Origin of the sequence: Methylobacillus arboreus (assembly GCF_020532725.1) — a bacterium.
In the GTDB taxonomy this organism is placed as follows: Bacteria; Pseudomonadota; Gammaproteobacteria; order Burkholderiales; family Methylophilaceae; genus Methylobacillus; species Methylobacillus arboreus.
The window spans coordinates 22076-40133 of record NZ_JAJAVC010000007.1; the positions used below are offsets into that span (position 1 = coordinate 22076).

At 58.5% G+C, this 18058-nt stretch carries 13 protein-coding genes; 1 reads left to right on the forward strand and 12 read right to left on the reverse strand.

The window, feature by feature from the left end:
* Positions 1 to 53 precede the first annotated feature (53 nt).
* Entirely contained in the window at positions 54 to 728 is a 675-nt protein-coding gene (gene radC / locus LG198_RS10120) for a RadC family protein (RefSeq protein ID WP_230343070.1), read from the forward strand.
* A 181-nt stretch (positions 729 to 909) separates the two neighbouring features.
* On the opposite strand, the gene LG198_RS10125 is transcribed toward radC, so the two are convergent.
* The 12 genes from LG198_RS10125 to LG198_RS10180 form a co-directional block, all read right to left on the reverse strand.
* Positions 910 to 1206, reverse strand: coding sequence for a hypothetical protein (locus tag LG198_RS10125; protein ID WP_230343071.1), 297 nt, complete (start codon positions 1204 to 1206; stop codon positions 910 to 912).
* A gap of 117 nt (positions 1207 to 1323) precedes the next feature.
* Positions 1324 to 2649, reverse strand: coding sequence for a nitrate regulatory protein (locus LG198_RS10130; protein ID WP_230343072.1), 1326 nt, complete (start codon positions 2647 to 2649; stop codon positions 1324 to 1326).
* Positions 2650 to 2833: 184 nt separating this feature from the next.
* Complete coding sequence (locus LG198_RS10135; protein ID WP_230343073.1) at positions 2834 to 7018, reverse strand: sulfite reductase subunit alpha; 4185 nt, start codon at positions 7016 to 7018, stop codon at positions 2834 to 2836.
* Positions 7019 to 7037: 19 nt separating this feature from the next.
* Positions 7038 to 7439 carry a nitrite reductase small subunit NirD gene (nirD, locus tag LG198_RS10140; protein WP_230343074.1) on the reverse strand — a complete coding sequence of 134 codons (402 nt, stop codon included), beginning with the start codon at positions 7437 to 7439 and terminating at the stop codon, positions 7038 to 7040.
* A gap of 17 nt (positions 7440 to 7456) precedes the next feature.
* Positions 7457 to 10018, reverse strand: coding sequence for a nitrite reductase large subunit NirB (gene nirB / locus LG198_RS10145; RefSeq protein WP_230343075.1), 2562 nt, complete (start codon positions 10016 to 10018; stop codon positions 7457 to 7459).
* A 19-nt stretch (positions 10019 to 10037) separates the two neighbouring features.
* The gene (gene cobA, locus LG198_RS10150; RefSeq protein ID WP_230343076.1) at positions 10038 to 10790 is read right to left on the reverse strand and encodes a uroporphyrinogen-III C-methyltransferase; all 753 of its coding nucleotides are present in this window, start codon (positions 10788 to 10790) and stop codon (positions 10038 to 10040) included.
* Positions 10791 to 10809: 19 nt separating this feature from the next.
* Positions 10810 to 12129, reverse strand: coding sequence for an alginate export family protein (locus tag LG198_RS10155; RefSeq protein WP_230343077.1), 1320 nt, complete (start codon positions 12127 to 12129; stop codon positions 10810 to 10812).
* Positions 12130 to 12221: 92 nt separating this feature from the next.
* Positions 12222 to 13046, reverse strand: a complete 825-nt coding sequence (locus LG198_RS10160; RefSeq protein ID WP_230343078.1) for an ABC transporter ATP-binding protein — start codon at positions 13044 to 13046, stop codon at positions 12222 to 12224.
* A gap of 11 nt (positions 13047 to 13057) precedes the next feature.
* Positions 13058 to 13948, reverse strand: coding sequence for a nitrate ABC transporter permease (ntrB, locus tag LG198_RS10165; RefSeq protein WP_230343079.1), 891 nt, complete (start codon positions 13946 to 13948; stop codon positions 13058 to 13060).
* A gap of 64 nt (positions 13949 to 14012) precedes the next feature.
* Positions 14013 to 15308, reverse strand: a complete 1296-nt coding sequence (locus tag LG198_RS10170) for a CmpA/NrtA family ABC transporter substrate-binding protein (protein ID WP_230343227.1) — start codon at positions 15306 to 15308, stop codon at positions 14013 to 14015.
* Between the two features lie 345 nt (positions 15309 to 15653).
* Complete coding sequence (locus LG198_RS10175; RefSeq protein WP_328485379.1) at positions 15654 to 17399, reverse strand: ABC transporter transmembrane domain-containing protein; 1746 nt, start codon at positions 17397 to 17399, stop codon at positions 15654 to 15656.
* A 140-nt stretch (positions 17400 to 17539) separates the two neighbouring features.
* Entirely contained in the window at positions 17540 to 17848 is a 309-nt protein-coding gene (locus LG198_RS10180) for a hypothetical protein (RefSeq protein WP_230343080.1), read from the reverse strand.
* Positions 17849 to 18058: the final 210 nt, after the last annotated feature.

Sequence of the window (18058 nt, forward strand, 5' to 3'; positions counted from 1 at the left end):
ACCCGCAAATGCTGTGCTGTGGAGTTGCTTGATTTTATCTGAAAGGCTGGACCGTGGCGATTACTGATTGGCCTGAGGGCGAGCGCCCCAGGGAGAAGCTGTTGGCAGGTGGGGCAGTGGCACTCTCTGATGCTGAGCTGCTGGCAATATTCCTGCGTACCGGCGTGGTGGGTAAAAGTGCCGTTGATCTGGCGCGTGACCTGTTAAGCCAGTTTGGCAGCCTCAATGGTATTTTTGCTGCCAGTGTCGGGGATATTTGCCAGGTGCACGGCATAGGCGTCAGCAAGTTTGTGCAGTTGCAGGCAATTTTCGAGATGAGCCGCCGTGCGTTGCTGGAGCAGATGCAGGAGCGGGATATATTGACCTCGCCACAGGCTGTGCGCCAATATTTGAGCCTGAAAATAGGCGCCTTGCCGCGAGAAGTGTTCATGGTGATTTTTCTCGATGCCCAACACCGGGTACTGGCAATCGAGGAGCTATTCAGCGGCACCTTGACCCAGACCAGCGTCTACCCACGGGAAGTCGTCAAGCGCAGCTTGCAACATAATGCTGCGGCCGTGATCTTTGCGCACAATCATCCATCGGGTGTCCCTGAGCCCAGCCAGGCTGACCATGCGCTGACTGAGGCATTGAAGGCCGCACTCAACCTGATCGACATCAAGGTGCTGGATCACTTTGTCGTCGCGGGCAACAAGGTGATCTCATTCGCCGAGCGTGGCTTGCTTTAAGAGCCTGTTCAATATCTTTTCATGGGGTACGTTGCCCTGCCACGGCAGCCGCTGCGGCGTTGCAAATCCTCGCCGTGCAATGAGCACGTCTGCGGTTTGCGCCTTGCATCCACTACCCTGGCAGGGCAACGTACCCCATGAAAAGATATTGAACAGGCTCTAAGAAACTGAACTGGCTCTCTTAGCGGCCCTTGCCGCTCAGTGAGCCGCGATTGAAATCCTTGTCGCCCGGCGGGACGCAGCGAGTGCCGAACCAGCCGCCTTGCGAACCAGGCGGACAATCCTTGCGGGAAGCGGCTTTCTTCTGTGCCGGTTCAGCATCGTCTGCATATCTCCAACTGCCATCAGGATTAAGGATGATGCGTTCCCCTTCCGCTGTGGTGGCATGTTGCGGAGACTCCGCATTGGCGGCATCGTCGGCCCAAGCTGGCGAGGCTAATACACTGCCTAGAATGGCAGCAAAAAGAAACTGTTTCATGTCGCGATCTCCTCATGTTCTGATTATTGTCAGGCGCAATTTTGCCATTATTATAGGAGTGACATGCATATTGTCAGGATGGTTCCTGCTGCGTATATATGCCTTGGGCGGGAAGGATCAAGCCGCAGGCGTGTTCAGATAGCTCTCCAGCGCAAGAACGGATTTGGCCACGTCCACCAGGTGGCGGTTTTGTTCCATGGCCATCTGCCGCATCATTTTGTAGGCGGCTTCTTCGCTGAGCTGGCGGTGTGTCATCAGCAGCCCCTTGGCCCGCTCAACGTATTTGCGCTCATGCAAGGCCGCCTTGGCCTTGTTGAGTTCGTCGCTCATGGTTTGCAGCCGCTGTGCCTGTTCCTGCATCATTTCCAGAATCGCCCGTTCCATTTGCGGACCGTAGCTGGCCGCCATACTGCCCGTGACTTCGCCGGGAGGGCGTGGCTGGTGATCGTCAAAAAATGAGAAAGTGCTGTGGGTGGCGTTGGCATGTTCTGCTTCTGCTGTCGCTTTCTGTGAGGACAGGGTCTGGAGGATTTCGTTGTAGGCTTGCAGCTCGCTTTTTGCCCTCAGAATCTTTTCGCGGCACAGGGTTTGCAGCTGTTCGGCCAGCCGGTCTTCGATCTGCCGCATGCCATCGATGCGGCGGGTACAGCAGTCGTACCAGGTCACGCTCAAATCGTCCATGGGCGCAGGTGCCTGGGGCTTTGCCGCCAGGTGCGTCGTGCAGACCATGCGGCGCAGGCGCTCCAGTTCTGCGGTGAGAGGGCCGGACTCCTGGGTGGACCAGAATGACAGCGTGTCCTGGTCGGCAAAGCTGCGAAAGGTTTGCAGACAGCGCTCCTGCCCGTCAATCAGGTTCAGCAATTGCTGTTGCTGCTCGGCATTGCTTCTGCCATAGCCGAGAATGACGGCACCGATCGCCCGCTCTTGCCCGGCCAGTTCCTTGCCCTGCATGAAATTGAAGTAGGCTACTAGCAGGCGCGATATGTCGGGGTCGGTGGCACTGTCGGCAGCTTCAAACACCACGGCCAACAGGCTGGTAATCAGCTTGACGTAGGCATTGACCACGTCCATGGCAGCAATGGCCTGTTGCGCGATGCGTTGGCGTAAACCGGGCAGGGCGTCCAGCCCGTGCAGTGCGTAGGCGATCCGGCTGAACAGGCGGGCGCGGCTGATCCCCGCGAAGCTCGCTTGCGGGTCAAGCCGGTCAAAAAAGTCCCGCGCATGGGCAATGGCCACGTCGCTGGAAGCCATGATCTGCTGGCGCTGCTCGGCGAACTGCACGCCGCCGGAGGCGAGGAACACGTTGGAGGCACCGCGTTCGCGTTGCAGTTTGTGTATGAGTTGGCCCAGGAGGTTGGTGAGTTCGCTGGATCGGGCGAGTTGTTCCAGCTCTACGATTTCACCTTGCCTGGCGGCAACCAGAAAGCTCAGTCCGGATTTCATCGTCTGCTTGAGGTGATTATGTTATTCATACTTAAGCAAGAATCATGCTATTAAAATGCTATGTAATAGGTGCAGGGCATGCTGAATTTGAAGGTCTTGCTTGTCAATGGGATTTAGCTGGCGACCGGCCAGCACGTAATATGCGGTACTGTTAGCAGAGACGTCCTGAGCTGGTCGGGCACGCTCAATATACGTCACGCACATAGCGTTTGTCGCTGGCCATTTGCTTGACATATGCCTGTGCGGATTTTTCGTCCATTTTGCCATGTTCATGCACAATCTGTACGAGCGCGGCATCCACATCCTTGGCCATACGGCTGGCATCGCCACAGACATAGAAGTGCGCGCCCTCTTGCAACCAGGTCCAGAGTTCCGCACCGTGTTCCAGCATGCGGTTTTGCACGTAGATTTTTTCGGCCTGGTCGCGCGAGAAGGCGGTGTCCAGCCTTGTCAGCAGGCCGCTTTGCTGCATGGCGCTGAGTTCGTCACGGTAGTAGAAGTCGGTTGCGGCGTGCTGGTCGCCGAAGAACAGCCAGTTTTTGCCGCCGGCACCGGAGGCTTGGCGATCGAGCAGGAAGGCGCGGAAAGGTGCGATCCCTGTGCCTGGGCCGACCATAATTATCGGCTTGGTGCTGTCCTGTGGCGGGTGGAAGTGGGCGGATTTCTGCACGAAGATGGAAACACCGCTGTTTTCTGCGTCATCAGCCAGGAAGGTTGAGCATACGCCGCCACGTGGCCGGCCTTCGCAGTCATAGCGCACTACCGAGACAGTGAGCTGTACTTCGTCTGGCGTGGTTTTGGCGCTGGACGAGATGGAGTACAGGCGTGGCTGTATTCCCTTGAGCACGCCCAACCATTCTTCTGCTGTGGCCTTGATGGGGAACTGCAGCAGCAAGTCGGCGATATGGCGGCCCCATAGCCATTTCTTGAGAGCTTCTGCGTTTTCCGGATTCAACAGTTCGGCCAGTGCTGAGTCCTTGTTGCGAACATATACAAATTCCAGCAGGCCAGTGGTGATGCGGGCGATGTCGATGTGCTGTGCCAGCGCCTGCGCGAGCGGCATTGGGCCATGATCCTTGATGGTGACCGATGTGGTGCCATTCAGCCCCATGGCCTGGATCAGCTCTTGGACACGTTCTGGATTGTTGCGTGGCCATACGCCCAGTGCATCGCCTGCGTCATAGTGCAGCGCGGAGCCGCTCAGATCGAAGCCGAACTGGCGGGTTTCCTTGGTTGCACCTTCGCTATTCAGCAGGCGATTGCATGTCAGTTTGGTGGAAAGCGGGTGCTTGCGGCTGTATTCGATGATTGGGGCATTGCCGGCACTGGCATCGGCTAGGCCAGTCTTGGCCGTGGCGGCAACAGGTATTGTTGAGAGTGCCTGTGTGACGCCGTCCAGCCAGGTGATGGCGGTTTCTTCATCATCTGGTTCGCAGTCGGCGCGCGGGTACAGGCGTTGGGCACCCAGGGCTTCCAAGCGGGCATCAAGCGCCTTGCCGTAGCCGCAGAACTGGTCGTAGCTTGAATCGCCAAAGGCCAGTACGGAAAAATTGGCCCCTGCCAGGCTGGGAGCCGAGTCACCTTGCAGTTCGGCCCAGAACTCGCTGGCGTTGTCGGGCGGGTCGCCATCGCCAAAGGTGCTGGTCAGCAGCAGTACCTTGGGCGCACTGGCTAGTTGTGTGGGTTTTGCTGCGTTCATTTCCATCAGGGTGGTGGCGTAGCCCTGGTGCTGTAGTTGCTTTGCACACTGTATGGCAAATGCCTCTGCATTGCCGGTCTGTGAAGCCCAGAGAATCAACACCGGGGCGGATTTTGGGATGGTAGCGCCGGACTGTGCTGCTGGGGTATGGCTGATTGTAGGCAGGCTGTCATCGCCAGCGTAGCTGCGTGCAAACATGCCGGCGAGCATGCCGTTGACAATCATCCGCCTGGCGGGGGCCAGCGGTGATGTGGCAGGAATGAAGGGCACGCCCCCTGCTTGCCTGGCGGCATCGCTGCGCAAGGTAGCCAGATAGCCCTGCAGGTAAAGGTGTTCATGCTCATTGAGTGCGATGGTGATGGATGGTGAAGGCGCTTCGCCCAATCCCAGCATGGTGCTAAGCGTGTCGATCTGTTCCATTGCTAATTCCTTGCAACTGTACTGGATGGTATGGGCGGCTGACGGCCCGGTACCAGTGTTAGAGGTTTCTTCATCAGGTTCTTGTTTGGTCTGGACCTGTTGCGCTGCTACGCGAGAAAGCGTGACGGCGCAGAACTTGAGTTCGGGTTGCAGTGAGGCAGGATCAACCGCGTCATTGGTGACGGCATTGATACAGAGATTCTCGCCAAATAGATCATTCCAGTGGAATGGTGCAAAGCAGTTGCCGGGCAGTACCCGGCCGGTCACGATGGCAGGGAGGATGGCAAGGCCGCGGCGGGAACGTATTTCTACCTGGTCCTTGTCGGCAATGCCCAGGCGTTTGGCATCTTGCGGGTTGATTTCAACGAACGGGCCAGGATTCAGCTTGTTGAGCGTTGGAATCTTGCCTGTCTTGGTCATGGTATGCCATTGGTGCTGCATACGGCCGGTGTTGAGCACGATGGGGTATTCATCATCCGGCAGTTCTGCCGGCGTCATATAAGGACGCGCAAAGAAAATACCCTTGCGGCTTTCGGTGGCAAAAGCCAGGCGTGGGCGTGTGCCGTTTTCTTTTTCCAGCAGGGCCTGGCTGATGCCATCGTTGATATAGCGAATCGGGTGACGGTCTGCCGTGTCGCCTGGAGGAATCGGCCATTGCAATGGCGTTTCGCGCAGGCGAGCGTAGCTGGCACCACGGATGTCGTAACCGGTCTTTGGATTCCAGAAGAGTTTGACCTCCTCGAATACTTCTTCCGCTGAAGAAAAGTTGAATCCATCGCCATAGCCCATCGCGGTGGCGATGCTGGCAATGATTTTCCAGTCCGGCATGGCATCGCCAGGAGGGTCCACGGCCTTGGGCATCAGTGTCAGGTTGCGCTCGGAGTTGATCATGACGCCATCGGCCTCGGCCCATAATGCACCGGGCAGCAGGATGTCGGCATGGCGGTTGGTTTCCGTATCGATAAAGGCATCCTGCGTGATGACCAGCTCGGCCTTTTCCAGTCCGGCAATGGTGGTCTTGCGGTTGGGTGTGGTGGCCACCGGGTTGGTGCAGATAATCCAGCAGGCCTTGATCTTGCCTGCCGCCATGTCCTCGTACATGGCGATGGTGCCGCTGCCTGTCTCGGTGCGCAAAGTGCCTTCGGGTACGCCCCAGGCTTTCTCGACAAACTTGCGGTCTTGCTCGGCCATGACAGCACGCTGGCCGGGCAGGCCTGGCCCCATATAGCCCATTTCCCGTCCGCCCATGGCGTTGGGCTGGCCAGTCAGCGAGAACGGCCCGCTGCCGGGCTTGCAGATGGCGCCGGTCGCCAGGTGCAGGTTGCAGATGAGGTTGGTGTGCCAGGTGCCGTGAGTGCTTTGGTTCAGTCCCATGGTCCAGCAGCTCATCCAGTTGGGGGCGGTACCGATCCATTCGGCAGCCTTGCGGATATCGGCTTCGGGAATGCCGGTGATTTCGGCCACTTTCTCTGGTGGATAGTCTTGCAGAAACTCGGGCATGGCGTCCCAGCCCTCGGTGAATTCGGCAATAAACTCGGGGTCTGTGTGGCCGTTCTTGATGATCAGGTGCAGCAGGCCGTTGAGCAGGGCGAGGTCGGTGCCGGGCCTGATCTGCATGAAGAGGCTGGCCTTGTCTGCAGTGGCGTTGCGGCGCGGGTCGACCACGATCAGTTTTGCACCGGCCTTGACGCGGTCCATCATGCGCAGGAACAGAATTGGGTGGCAATCAGCCATATTGGCGCCGATAACGAAGATCAGGTCAGTGGTGTCAAAGTCCTGATAGGAGCCGGGCGGGCCGTCTGCACCGAGAGACTGCTTATAGCCCGTACCTGCGCTGGCCATGCACAGGCGTGAGTTGGACTCGATATTGTTGCTGCCTATATAGCCCTTGATCAGTTTGTTGGCCAGGTATTGGGCTTCCAGTGACATCTGGCCGGAGACATAGAGTGCCACTGAGTCAGGGCCATGTTCGTCCACAATGGCGCGCAGGCGGGTGCCTGCCATTTCGATGGCTTTCTGGATATCGGTACGAACAGGCTCCATCCCGCGCTGACTGCGAGCATAGGCGTGCTCAAGGCGGCCGCCATTGGTGATCGCCTGTATGCAACTGCTGCCCTTGGTACACAGTCGGCCGAAGTTGGATGGATGTTGTTTGTCACCTGCTACCTTGATGATGCGTCCAGCATCCACCTGCATGACGATACCGCAGCCGACCCCGCAGTAGGGGCAGACCGATTTGACTTCCGTCATGATGATCCCCTGGCTCTGGCTAGGCTGGGACTTGCACCCAGACCATGCCTTCGCGCAGTTCCACCGGATAGGTATTCAATCGGGTGTCCGCATCTTCCACGCATGCGCCAGTACACAATCGGTAATGGTGCTTGTAGATAGGCGACGCGACCACCGGCTCGCCACCAAGGTCGCCGACAATGCCGCGCGCGAGCACGTTGGCGCCGCTGTGCGGGTCGTGGTTGTCGAGGGCGTACAGCAGATCGTCCTTCATGCGGAAAATCGCGATCTGCCGTCCGCCCAGCAAAGCGCATACGCCAGTGTTGGGCCAGATATCCTCAAGCGGGCAAACTGCTTGCCAGGTGCCGTTTTTTTCTGCAGATATGGACATATTCAGGTTGCCTGTTGCTTGGGAGGAGGCGGATTGTTGTAATTGACTCATGAGTTTTGCTCCATTGGTTACTCGACCAGTGCCAGCACCGGGATGACTTTTGCCTGGCGTTTTTCCTCCGGCGTGGCAGGACGCATCTGCTCGCGCTCTTTCACGAACACGATGTTGGCGTCGGCAACCGTGCTGTTGACGAAGCTGCGAAAGCGCTTGCGGACTTCCGGGTCATCCACAGCGGACTTCCATTCGTCCTGGTAGTTATCCACGACATGCTGCATCTGGGCTTCCAGCTCGGCACCCAGACCCAGCGAGTCGTTGATGACCACGTCCTTGAGGTAATCCAGGCCGCCCTCGAGGTTGTCGCGCCAGGTGCTGGTGCGCTGCAGCCGGTCCGCGGTGCGGATGTAGAACATCAGGAAGCGGTCAATCATCTTGATCAAGTCTTCCTTGCTCAGGTCGCTCGCCAGCAGTTCGGCATGGCGCGGCTTCATGCCGCCGTTGCCGCACACGTACAGGTTCCAGCCCTGCTCTGTGGCGATGATGCCCACGTCCTTGCCTTGTGCTTCAGCGCATTCACGAGTGCAGCCTGAGACGCCGAACTTGATCTTGTGCGGCGCGCGCAGGCCCTTGTAACGGTTCTCTAGCTGCACGGCGAGGCCCACGCTGTCGTCCACGCCATAGCGGCACCAGGTGGAGCCGACGCAGCTTTTGACGGTGCGCAGCGACTTGCCATAGGCATGGCCGGACTCGAAGCCGGCAGCGATCAATTCTTCCCAGATATCGGGCAGTTGCTCGACGCGCGCGCCGAACATGTCCACGCGCGCGCCGCCGGTGACCTTGGTGTAGAGGCCGTATTTCTTGGCGATATGGCCGATGGCGATCAGGCCGTCAGGCGTCACTTCGCCGCCGGGCATGCGCGGCACGACCGAATAGCTGCCGTCTTTCTGGATATTGCCGAGGAAGTAGTCGTTGGAATCCTGCAGCGATGCCAGGTCCTTCTTGAGGATGAAATCGTTCCAGCAGGAAGCGAGGATGCTTGCGGCGGTGGGTTTGCAGATATCGCAGCCCAGGCCTTTGCCGTGTTTTTCCAGCAGTTCGTCGAAGGTTCTGATCTGCTCTACGCGCACGATGTGGTAGAGCTCCTGGCGCGAGTAGGGGAAATGCTCGCATAGGTGGTTGTTCACCGCCATGCCGTGCTTGCGCATCTCGGCCTTCATCACCTGCGTGACCAGTGGCACGCAGCCGCCGCAGGTCGTGCCTGCCTTGGTGCAGGCCTTGATCTCGCCAATGGTGCAGGCGCCCGCGGCAACCGCTTCGCCAATCGCTCCCTTGGTGACGTTGTTGCATGAGCACAGCACGGCGCTTTCGGGCAGGGCATCCACGCCCAGGCCGGGCTTTTCCTTGCCGTCGCTGGCAGGCAGGATCAGGAACTCGGGATTTTCCGGCAATGGCATGCCATTGACCGTCATTTGCTGCAGGGTGCCGTATTCATCGGCATTGCCTATCAGGACTGCACCGAGCAATTTCTTGCCATCCTCGCTGACGACAATCTTCTTGTAGATATTGCGTACTTCATCCAGGTATTGGTAACTGCGGGAACCGTGTGTCTCACCATGCGCATCGCCCACGCTGGCCACATCCACACCCATCAGCTTGAGCTTGGTGCTCATGTCTGCGCCCTGGAAGGTGGTAGCGGACTCACCGGATAAGTGGGCGCATGCAATGCGGGCCATGTCATAGCCGGGGGCGACCAGGCCGTACATCTGCCCATTCCAGTTTGCGCATTCACCAATGGCATAAATGTTGTGATCGCTGGTGCGGCAGCGATCATCAATGGTGATGCCGCCCCGCGCGCCGATCGCCAGCCCGCTTTGGCGGGCCAGTTCGTCGCGTGGGCGGATACCGGCGGAGAAGACGATCATGTCTGTCTCCAGCCAGGTTTCGTCAAAGAACACCATGCGGTGGCGTGCGGTGGCGCCGTCGGTAATGGCAGTCGTGTTGCGGCTGGTGTGCACATTAACACCCAGCTCCTCGATCTTGGTGCGCAGCACGCGCCCGCCGCTTTCGTCCACCTGCACGGCCATCAGGCGTGGGGCAAATTCCACCACGTGGGTTTTCAGGCCCATGTCGCGCAGGGCCTTGGCGCATTCCAGGCCGAGCAGGCCGCCGCCGACCACCACGCCGCTCTTGGCAGTGGCGCCCGCTGCCGTCATGGCTTCCAGGTCTTCAATGGTGCGGTAGACGAAGCAGTTTTCACGGTCGCGCCCAGGTACTGGCGGCACGAAAGGGACGGAGCCGGTGGCGAGTACCAGCTTGTCGTAATGCAAGGTGCTGTCGTCGGTCAGGGTGACGGTTTGCCTGTTGCGGTCAATCTGACTGGCGCGGGCGTTCAGGCGCAGTTCCAGGCCAGGGCGGTCGTAGAAGCCGGGTTCTACCAGCGAGAGGTCTTCCGCCGTGCTGCCGGAGAAAAAGCTGGAGAGGTGTACACGGTCATAGGCGGGGCGCGGTTCTTCGCCCAGCACTGTCACCTGTATTCCCGCAGCGGCCAGGTCAGGGTGGCGCTTGACCAGTTCCTGGACAAAGTAGTGGCCAACCATACCGTTGCCGACGACGATTAGTTTCTGTTGTTGCATGACTTTCTCCTCTTGTTGCCTATGCTGCAATCAATACTGACTGCAGCAGATCCTTGCTGTGTGCCAGGCGGACGACGTCGCCGATGACGATAATGGCGGGACTGCCCAGGCCTGCCTGCCGCACTGCGGTTGTGAGATGCGACAAGGTGCTGGTGACGTGTTGCTGTTGCGGAAGCGAACCATTCTGGATGGCTGCTGCCGGGGTATCGGGAGACATGCCGCTTGCCAGCAGTTCTCGCGTAATGGCGGATATATGTTTCATACCCATGTAGATCACCAGTGTGGTGCCGCTTTCCGCCAGGGCTTTCCAGTTCTGGCCGTTTTCACCGTCCTGCAGGTGGCCGGTGACGAAGCTCACCCCATGCGTGTAGGCGCGGTGGGTCACCGGGATGCCGATCATGGCGGGCACGGCAATGCCGCTGGTGATGCCGGGGATGACTTCTACCGGAATGCCGGCTGCACGCAGTTCCAGCATTTCCTCGCCGCCACGGCCGAACAGGAATGGGTCGCCGCCCTTGAGCCGGGCGACGACCTGGCCTTGTTCTGCCAGGGCCACCATCATGCGGTTGATGAAATGCTGAGGCGTGGATTTGCAGCCGCCGCGCTTGCCGACCTCGATCACGCGTGCTTGTGGCGCATGTTGCAGCAGCTCGCGGTTGACCAGGTCGTCCAGCAGGATCACGTCTGCCGATGCCAAGGCCTTGACGGCCTTGAGCGTAATGAGCTCTGCATCTCCGGGTCCTGCGCCTATCAGAAAAATCCTGCCTGCCATGATGGTGGTCCTTTGTTGCCTAGAAGTTATACAGTGCGGTGATCCAGAACCGCTCCAGGTCGGCCTTGCGTGCAGCAGCCTGGGCGATGCGGTCGCCTTCGCGGAAATTGGCGTATTCCACCTTGAGTGACAGCTTCTGGTTGAAGCTCCAGGTCGCCGCGAGGTCGATTTCATTGCCATAGCGGTTGCTGGTGCCGCCATTGAAGGCAGTAAAATCCTCGTCGGCGCGGAATACGTGGAACTCGCCCACCAGGCTCAATTGCGGCAAGGGCTTGCCGCCAAAGCTCAGGTAGCTGTCGCGCATCCCCCATACCGGCGTGACCAGGAACTGGTCAGCCCAGCCTTGGAACAGGCGGTTGGTGCCGAACGGCGTCTGGAAGGCGTAAACGCCGTCATTGCTCGACAAGCGTTCCTGATCGAGACGCAGATACCAGGTCTGGACCATTGCCCCGGCGCCGAAGTGGGCGTAATGGGCATCTATGCGGGAGTCGCCGCCGGAATAATCGGTTTGTTTCGCATATTCAGCCGTATAGAGCAGCTTCCAGGGATCACCCAGCTTACGGGCGCCATCCAGGCGCAAGCCCAATGTCTTGTTGGAGGCATCGGCATCCAAGCCCAGGCCATTGTTGGCATTGAAGCCCAGGTCGTTGAAGTTGTTGAAATAGCCGTAGGCTGTCACCGTCTCGCCGGGCGAGATGCTGTACGTGGCGTGGGCAATATCCAAGTTGCCGCTGCGCTTGCGGTTGTTGATCTGCTTCACGCGCTCGAAGTGGGCGAAGTAAAGGCTGGTGTTGGGCAGGCTCTTGTTTTCAATGGCGACGCCGTCGAAAACCTGCATGAGCTGGCGGAACTCTATATTGCCGATGAAGCGCACGTTGTCGAGCTTGACCGACTGCCGGCCCAGGCGGATGCTGGTGTCCTTGATGCCTTTCCAGTCCAGGTACAACTGGTTGATGTCGGTGGCGTCGGGGTCGACGATCGCAGGGTAATTGGCCATGCCGGGCTGGGAGGCGCCCAGGTCCATGTCGTTGTAGTCGTCCACCAGCTTGGCGACGTTGATGAGCTGCACGCCCAGGCTGAATTTGTGGAAGTCGGCGGTCTGCCAGCCGACCAGGGTGCGCAGCGTCAGCGCATTGGCATGTTCGCTGCGGTTGTCCTGGTCGACATGTTCATAGCGCAGGCGCAGGTTGCTCATGTTCTTGCCGGCATTGATTGCTTCAATCAATGTGTAGTCGGGTGCTGCATCTTCTGCGTGTGCCGGCGCAGCGGCACTGATGGCGAGTCCCAGCAGGCTGCCATAACAGGCTTGACGCATGGTGAATCTCGAATTACTTTGCATGGGTTGCTCCTTTTTCTATGCGGATGAGGGGTAACGGTAGTACCGGCCCGTCCTGACCGACGGGCCCTTTTTTTGTCTGCGCGCCTGCCTGCTCAGGCGGCCTTGCGGGCATGCCGCTCATAAAGGAACTTCAATACCTCGCTGCGCAGGTGGTTGTAATGGCTGTCTTCTGCCAGTTCCAGGCGTTTGCGCGGACGCGCCAAGTCGACTTCGAGGATTTCCCCTATCGTCGCTGCCGGGCCATTGGTCATCATGACGATGCGGTCCGAAAGCAGTACGGCCTCGTCCACGTCATGCGTGACCATGACGGCGGTGCAGCCAGACTTGGCCATGATGCCCATCAACTCATCCTGCAAGTGCGCCCGGGTCAGGGCATCCAGGGCGCCGAAAGGCTCGTCTAGCAGCAGCACCTTGGGCTCCATCGCCAGTGCGCGCGCAATGCCTACGCGTTGCTTCATGCCGCCGGAAATTTCGTTGGGGCGCTTCTCAGCCGCATGGGCCAGCCCGACCAGCTCGATCGCGGCCTGGGTGCGCTGCGCCAGTTTCGCTTTGCTTTCCTTGCCGCCGAATACGCGCTCGACGGCCAGGTGGACATTCTCGGCACAGGTTAGCCAGGGCAATAAGGAATGGTTCTGGAACACGACGGCGCGTTCCGGGCCAGGGCCAGCGATTTCGCGGCCGGCGCAGAACAGGTTGCCATCGGTGGGGTGCAGCAGGCCGGCTATCAGGTTGAGCACGGTGGATTTGCCGCAACCCGAGTGGCCGATGATGGAGATGAACTCGCCTTCGCGGATGCTGAAGTTCACATTCTTCAGCGCCTCGAATGTGCCTTTTTTGGTGAAAAAGGTCATGTTGACGTTTTCCAGCTGTACGTATCTGGTTTGCAGATTAATTTTTTCTTGCGCGGTTTTTTCCATGATGTAGTTCCTTATTCGTAGCTGAAGCGTTTGGCCAGCGAGGTCAGCGCGACTTCCAGCAGCAGGCCGACGATACCCACGACAAAGATGGCGATGATGATGTGTTCCACATTGAGGTTGTTCCATTCATCCCAGACCCAGAAGCCGATACCGACGCCGCCGGTGAGCATTTCCGCCGCCACGATCACCAGCCAGGCAACACCGATGGACAGGCGCACGCCGGTCATCATGTAAGGCAGCACGAAAGGGAAGAGGATCTTGGTCACAATCTTCCATTCAGAAAGGTTGAGTACCTTGGCCACGTTCATGTAGTCCTGCGGCACCTTGGAAACCCCAACCGCGGTATTGATGATCATTGGCCAGATGGCGGAGATGAAAATCACCCAGATCGCAGCGGGATCGGCAGCCTTGAATACCAGCAGGCCGATGGGCAGCCATGCCAGCGGCGATACCGGGCGCAGGATGCCGATCACTGGTGCGGCCATGCGCGATATGAACTGGAAGCGCCCGATGATGAATCCCAGCGGAATGCCGACAAGGGCAGCCAGGCCAAAGCCCAGCGCTACGCGTTCGAGCGATGCCAGGATGTTCCAGCCTATGCCCTGGTCATTGGGGTCGTTGATATAAAATGGGTCGCTGAACAATTCGGTTGCGGCCTGCCAGGTGGGGAGAGGGCCGGGCAGGTTGGGGGACTGATAGGAAATCAGCGCCCAGATTGCCACCAGCAACAACAGGCCAAATACCGGAGGCAACAGCCACTGGAAAAAAGCGCGTGACTTCAGCGCCAGCATGCTGGGCCGGGCAGCCACAGGAGGCGTGACAGCGGCCGCTGGTTTTACAATGGTTTGATCGCTTTTCATGATGGTCTTGATGTCCTTCTTGCTGATACTGACTGCGCTCATAATGATTTACCTCGCATCACGGTTGCTTTGATGGCGGCTTTATCCATGAGCCGCCGCTCATTTTTCATGCCTTGATCTTGAATCCGTTGGCGTAGGCCTTTGGATCCTTGCCGTCCCAGACCACGCCGTCGATCAGCTTGCTGGAGCGTATCGGGTCGCTGGGGACGGAAATGCCAAGCGATTTGGCAGCTTCGGTGTAGATGTCGATGCGGTTTACCTTTTTGGCGACCGCGAGGTAGTCTGGGTCTGCCTTCAACATGCCCCAGCGTTTGTGCTGGGTGAGGAACCACATGCCGTCCGAGAGATAGGGAAAGCTGGCCTTGCCGTCATCGAAGAACTTCATGTAGTGCGGGTCTTCCCATTTCTTGCCGATACCATTGTCGTAGTGGCCGAGGAAACGGCCCTCAATGACGGCTTCCGGCGCATTGACATAGGCCTTGCTCGCGATCAGCTTGGCGACGGCGGGGCGGTTGGCTGCCGTGTCGATATAACGGGAAGCCTCAAGAATGGCCTTGGTGATGGCCAGGGCGGTCTTGGGATACTTGGCAACGAATTCCGAGGTGGTGCCCAGCACTTTTTCCGGGTGTTCGGGCCAGATATCCTGGGTGGTCGCCGCCGTGAAACCGATCTTGTCGTGAATTGCCCGGGCATTCCATGGCTCACCTACACAGTAACCATCCATATTGCCTATGCGCATGTTGGCGACCATTTGCGGAGGCGGCACCACAATGGTCTTGATGTCCTTGAACGGGTCGATGCCATGGCTGGCTAGCCAGTAGTAGAGCCACATGGCATGCGTGCCGGTAGGGAAGGTTTGGGCAAACGTGAACTCGCGCTTTTCACTGCCCAGCAGGCGTTTGAGCTCAGTGCCGCCGGTAACGCCCTTTTCCTTGAGCTGGTTGCTCAGGGTGATGGCCTGGCCGTTCTGGTTCAGCGTGATGAGAATGGACATATCCTTCTGTTGGCTGCCAATGCCCATCTGCACGCCGTAGACCATGCCATACAGCATATGGGCGGCATGCAGTTCACCGTTGACCACCTTGTCGCGAATGCCTGCCCAGGAAGCTTCCTTCGATGGCGTGATCTTGATGCCATATTTCTTGTCGAAACCCATTTTGGAAGCGACCACGATAGGCGCACAGTCGGTCAGCGGAATGAAGCCGATCTTGACTTCGCTGAGTTCAGGCGCATCGCTTCCCGCCGCCCATGCCTGGTTGCCCAGCTTCCCTGGCGCGATGCCCAGCATGGCAGATGCCAGCACCATGCCGGCACTGGCACGGAAAAAGTCGCGGCGCTCGGTATTGACCGCGTTACTCTCCGGGACTATTGCGCCGGAAGTTTTTTTATCTTCAATACTCATCATGTTTCCCCACATGGTTAATCAGAATTCAGGCAATAAAAAAGGCGTCCTGCCGATGAGGTAAACTCATCAGGCAAGGACGCCTTTGTCCGCGTGGGCCAGCACTGGCCCTGATACTTCTATTTACTGTTTGGCTCCCGCCATTGGGAACCAAGTATTGTGTTTCGATGCACTGCAACAGCAACTTTGCTGTCTATGCTCGCTGTCATTCAAGCAACAGCCATGCCAGGGTGTGGGGAATTAGGTTGAAATCCATACTGGACGCAGGGTTACAGCAAAAACAGTGGTGACGTTTGCGCTAATGGCAATGGAGATGTGATGCACGGTGGGAGTGCATTTTATGGGCTAATTGTCCTCATGCGGTGCATGCTGTGCTTGCAAGTCGAATTGCAGGCGGGCAAGACGGCTGTATAGCCCGGACTGCTGGCGAAGCTCGGCTGGCGTGCCGGTTTCCACGATATGCCCACGCTCCAGCACGACGATGCGGTCGGCATTCTGTACCGTGGCCAGGCGGTGGGCGATGATCAATGTGGTACGGCCCTGCATCGCGGCATCCAGGCCTTGTTGCACGAGGATTTCCGATTCCGCATCCAGGGCGCTGGTGGCTTCGTCCAGCAACAGGATGGGCGCGTTCTTGAGCATGGCGCGCGCAATGGCAAGCCGCTGGCGCTGACCGCCCGAGAGCCGGGTGCCGCGTTCACCGAGGAAGGTATCGTAGCCTTGCGGCAATTGCTCGATAAACTCGGCGGCATTGGCGGCCATGGCAGCTTGCCTGACTTCCTCGTCGCTGGCTTGCGGCCTGCCGTAGCGGATATTCTCCAAGGCACTGGTGGAAAATATCACAGGGTCTTGCGGCACCAGGGCAATCATGCCGCGCAAGTCCTCCAGCTTGAGAGAGCGTATATCCTGGCCGTTGATGGCAATCCGTCCATGATGGATGTCATAAAAGCGCAGCAGTAGCTGGAACAGCGTGGATTTTCCTGCGCCAGACGGGCCGACCAAGGCAATAGTTTCTCCTGCACTGATTTGTAGCGATACCTTGTCCAACGCAGGCTGGCCAGGTCTTGCCGGATAGTAAAAGCTTACTTCGTCCAGTGTAATGGAGGCCTGCGTACGATTCTCCAGGTTGTGCGGCATGTCCGGGTTTTTAATTGGGGACTGGGCGTTCAGCAATTCCAGCAAGCGTCCCGTAGCGCCGGCGGCACGCATGATATCGCCCCAGACCTCGGCCATGGTGCTGACGCTGCCAGCTACCAGGGCGGCATAAAGGATGAAGGAGGCGAGTTGCCCGCCAGAAAGCTCGCCGCTGCCGACCTGGCGTGCACCGATCCACAATACGAAAATAATGGCAGCGCTGATCCCGGCAATGACGGCGGCGGCAAGGGCGGCACGTACGCGAATGCGGCGCACTGCGGTTGTGAAGCTGACTTCCACGCTATTGCGGAAGCGGTCGGTTTCACGGTGTTCCTGGGTATAGGATTGCACGGTAGGCATGGCATTGAGAATTTCCCCTGCCATCGCTGAGCTGTCGGCAATCCTGTCCTGTGATTCTCGTGAAAGGTGTTTTACCTTGCGTCCGATCAGCAGTACGGGCACGGTCACCAGTAGCATGAGCCCGAGGTTGAGCGAAAACAGGTACCAGCTGGTCAGGGCCAGCATGGTCATGCCGCCGACGAACTGGATCAGGCTGCGCAGCCCCATGGATGCCGAGCTTCCCACCACGGTCTGGATCAGGGTCGTGTCCGCGGTCAGGCGCGAAAGCACTTCGCCGGTCTGTAATGTTTCAAAGAATTGCGGCGATTGTGTCAGCACGCGTTGATAGACCTGGCTGCGCAAATCTGCCGTGACGCGTTCGCCCACCCATGAAACCGTGTAATAGCGGCAGGCGACTGCCAATGCCCAGAATGCCGCCAATCCCGTCAATAATATAAAGTGCCGGCTGAGGCTGGACTCGATGTCGGCGCTGGAGGCATTGGAATCAAAGCCGAGGTCGATCAGGTCGCGAAATGCCAGCGGTACCAGCAATAATGCCGCGGATGCCAGGCATAGCAGGAGAAAGGCAAGCAGAATTTGCCAGCGATAAGGCCGCAATAGCGGCCATAGCTGGCGTAGCAGAAATGCGGGTTGTTTGGGTGTTACGGGTTGCAGGTCGACCTCATCATATTGGCATGAGGCACCTTTCGGTGCCTATGGATTGACCGGGCAAGCATGCTGTTGCCACTGTGGTTGGCTTAGCGGCCCTTGCCGCTCATGGAGCCGCGGTTGAAATCCTTGTCACCCGGCGGGATGCAGCGCCCAAAGCCAAATAGGCCGCCCTGGGTGCCGGGTGGGCAACCCTTGTTTTCCGGGTATTCCTTGGCAATTTTGTCGGCCTCGGCTTTTTTCACCTTGTCCACATATTCCCACTTGCCATTCGGATGCAGCAGAATCTTGTCTCCGCTCGCGGTTGTGGTTTCGATCGGTTGCGCTTCATCTGGCGCTGCCCATGCAGGCAGGCTGAGGGCCAGCAAGGCCAACAGGCTAACACAGCTTGATTTCATGCTTATCTCTCACAATTGTTGGTTTGGGTGCAAATACTAGCAATATCTATTCCGGCCGGTTTTTCAGAGCCTGTTCACCCTCTTTTCATAGAGGCACGCATGGCTTCAAAACGCGTCCGATCAAGGCGCAGTCCGCAGGTATGCTCATTGCCTTGCCAAGGACTGCAACGCAGAGCGGGCGCGTTTTGAAGCTATGCCCTCTGGGTTGTC

Excerpts from the sequence above, each read along its gene's own strand:
- LG198_RS10130 (WP_230343072.1), bottom strand. The coding sequence starts at position 2,649 with ATGAAATCCGGACTGAGCTTTCTGGTTGCCGCCAGGCAAGGTGAAATC.
- LG198_RS10180 (WP_230343080.1), bottom strand. The coding sequence starts at position 17,848 with ATGAAATCAAGCTGTGTTAGCCTGTTGGCCTTGCTGGCCCTCAGCCTG.
- LG198_RS10170 (WP_230343227.1), bottom strand. The coding sequence starts at position 15,308 with ATGAGTATTGAAGATAAAAAAACTTCCGGCGCAATAGTCCCGGAGAGT.
- ntrB (WP_230343079.1), bottom strand. The coding sequence starts at position 13,948 with ATGAGCGCAGTCAGTATCAGCAAGAAGGACATCAAGACCATCATGAAA.
- nirB (WP_230343075.1), bottom strand. The coding sequence starts at position 10,018 with ATGCAACAACAGAAACTAATCGTCGTCGGCAACGGTATGGTTGGCCAC.
- nirD (WP_230343074.1), bottom strand. The coding sequence starts at position 7,439 with ATGAGTCAATTACAACAATCCGCCTCCTCCCAAGCAACAGGCAACCTG.
- LG198_RS10125 (WP_230343071.1), bottom strand. The coding sequence starts at position 1,206 with ATGAAACAGTTTCTTTTTGCTGCCATTCTAGGCAGTGTATTAGCCTCG.
- LG198_RS10135 (WP_230343073.1), bottom strand. The coding sequence starts at position 7,018 with ATGACGGAAGTCAAATCGGTCTGCCCCTACTGCGGGGTCGGCTGCGGT.
- LG198_RS10160 (WP_230343078.1), bottom strand. The coding sequence starts at position 13,046 with ATGGAAAAAACCGCGCAAGAAAAAATTAATCTGCAAACCAGATACGTA.
- LG198_RS10155 (WP_230343077.1), bottom strand. The coding sequence starts at position 12,129 with ATGCAAAGTAATTCGAGATTCACCATGCGTCAAGCCTGTTATGGCAGC.
- cobA (WP_230343076.1), bottom strand. The coding sequence starts at position 10,790 with ATGGCAGGCAGGATTTTTCTGATAGGCGCAGGACCCGGAGATGCAGAG.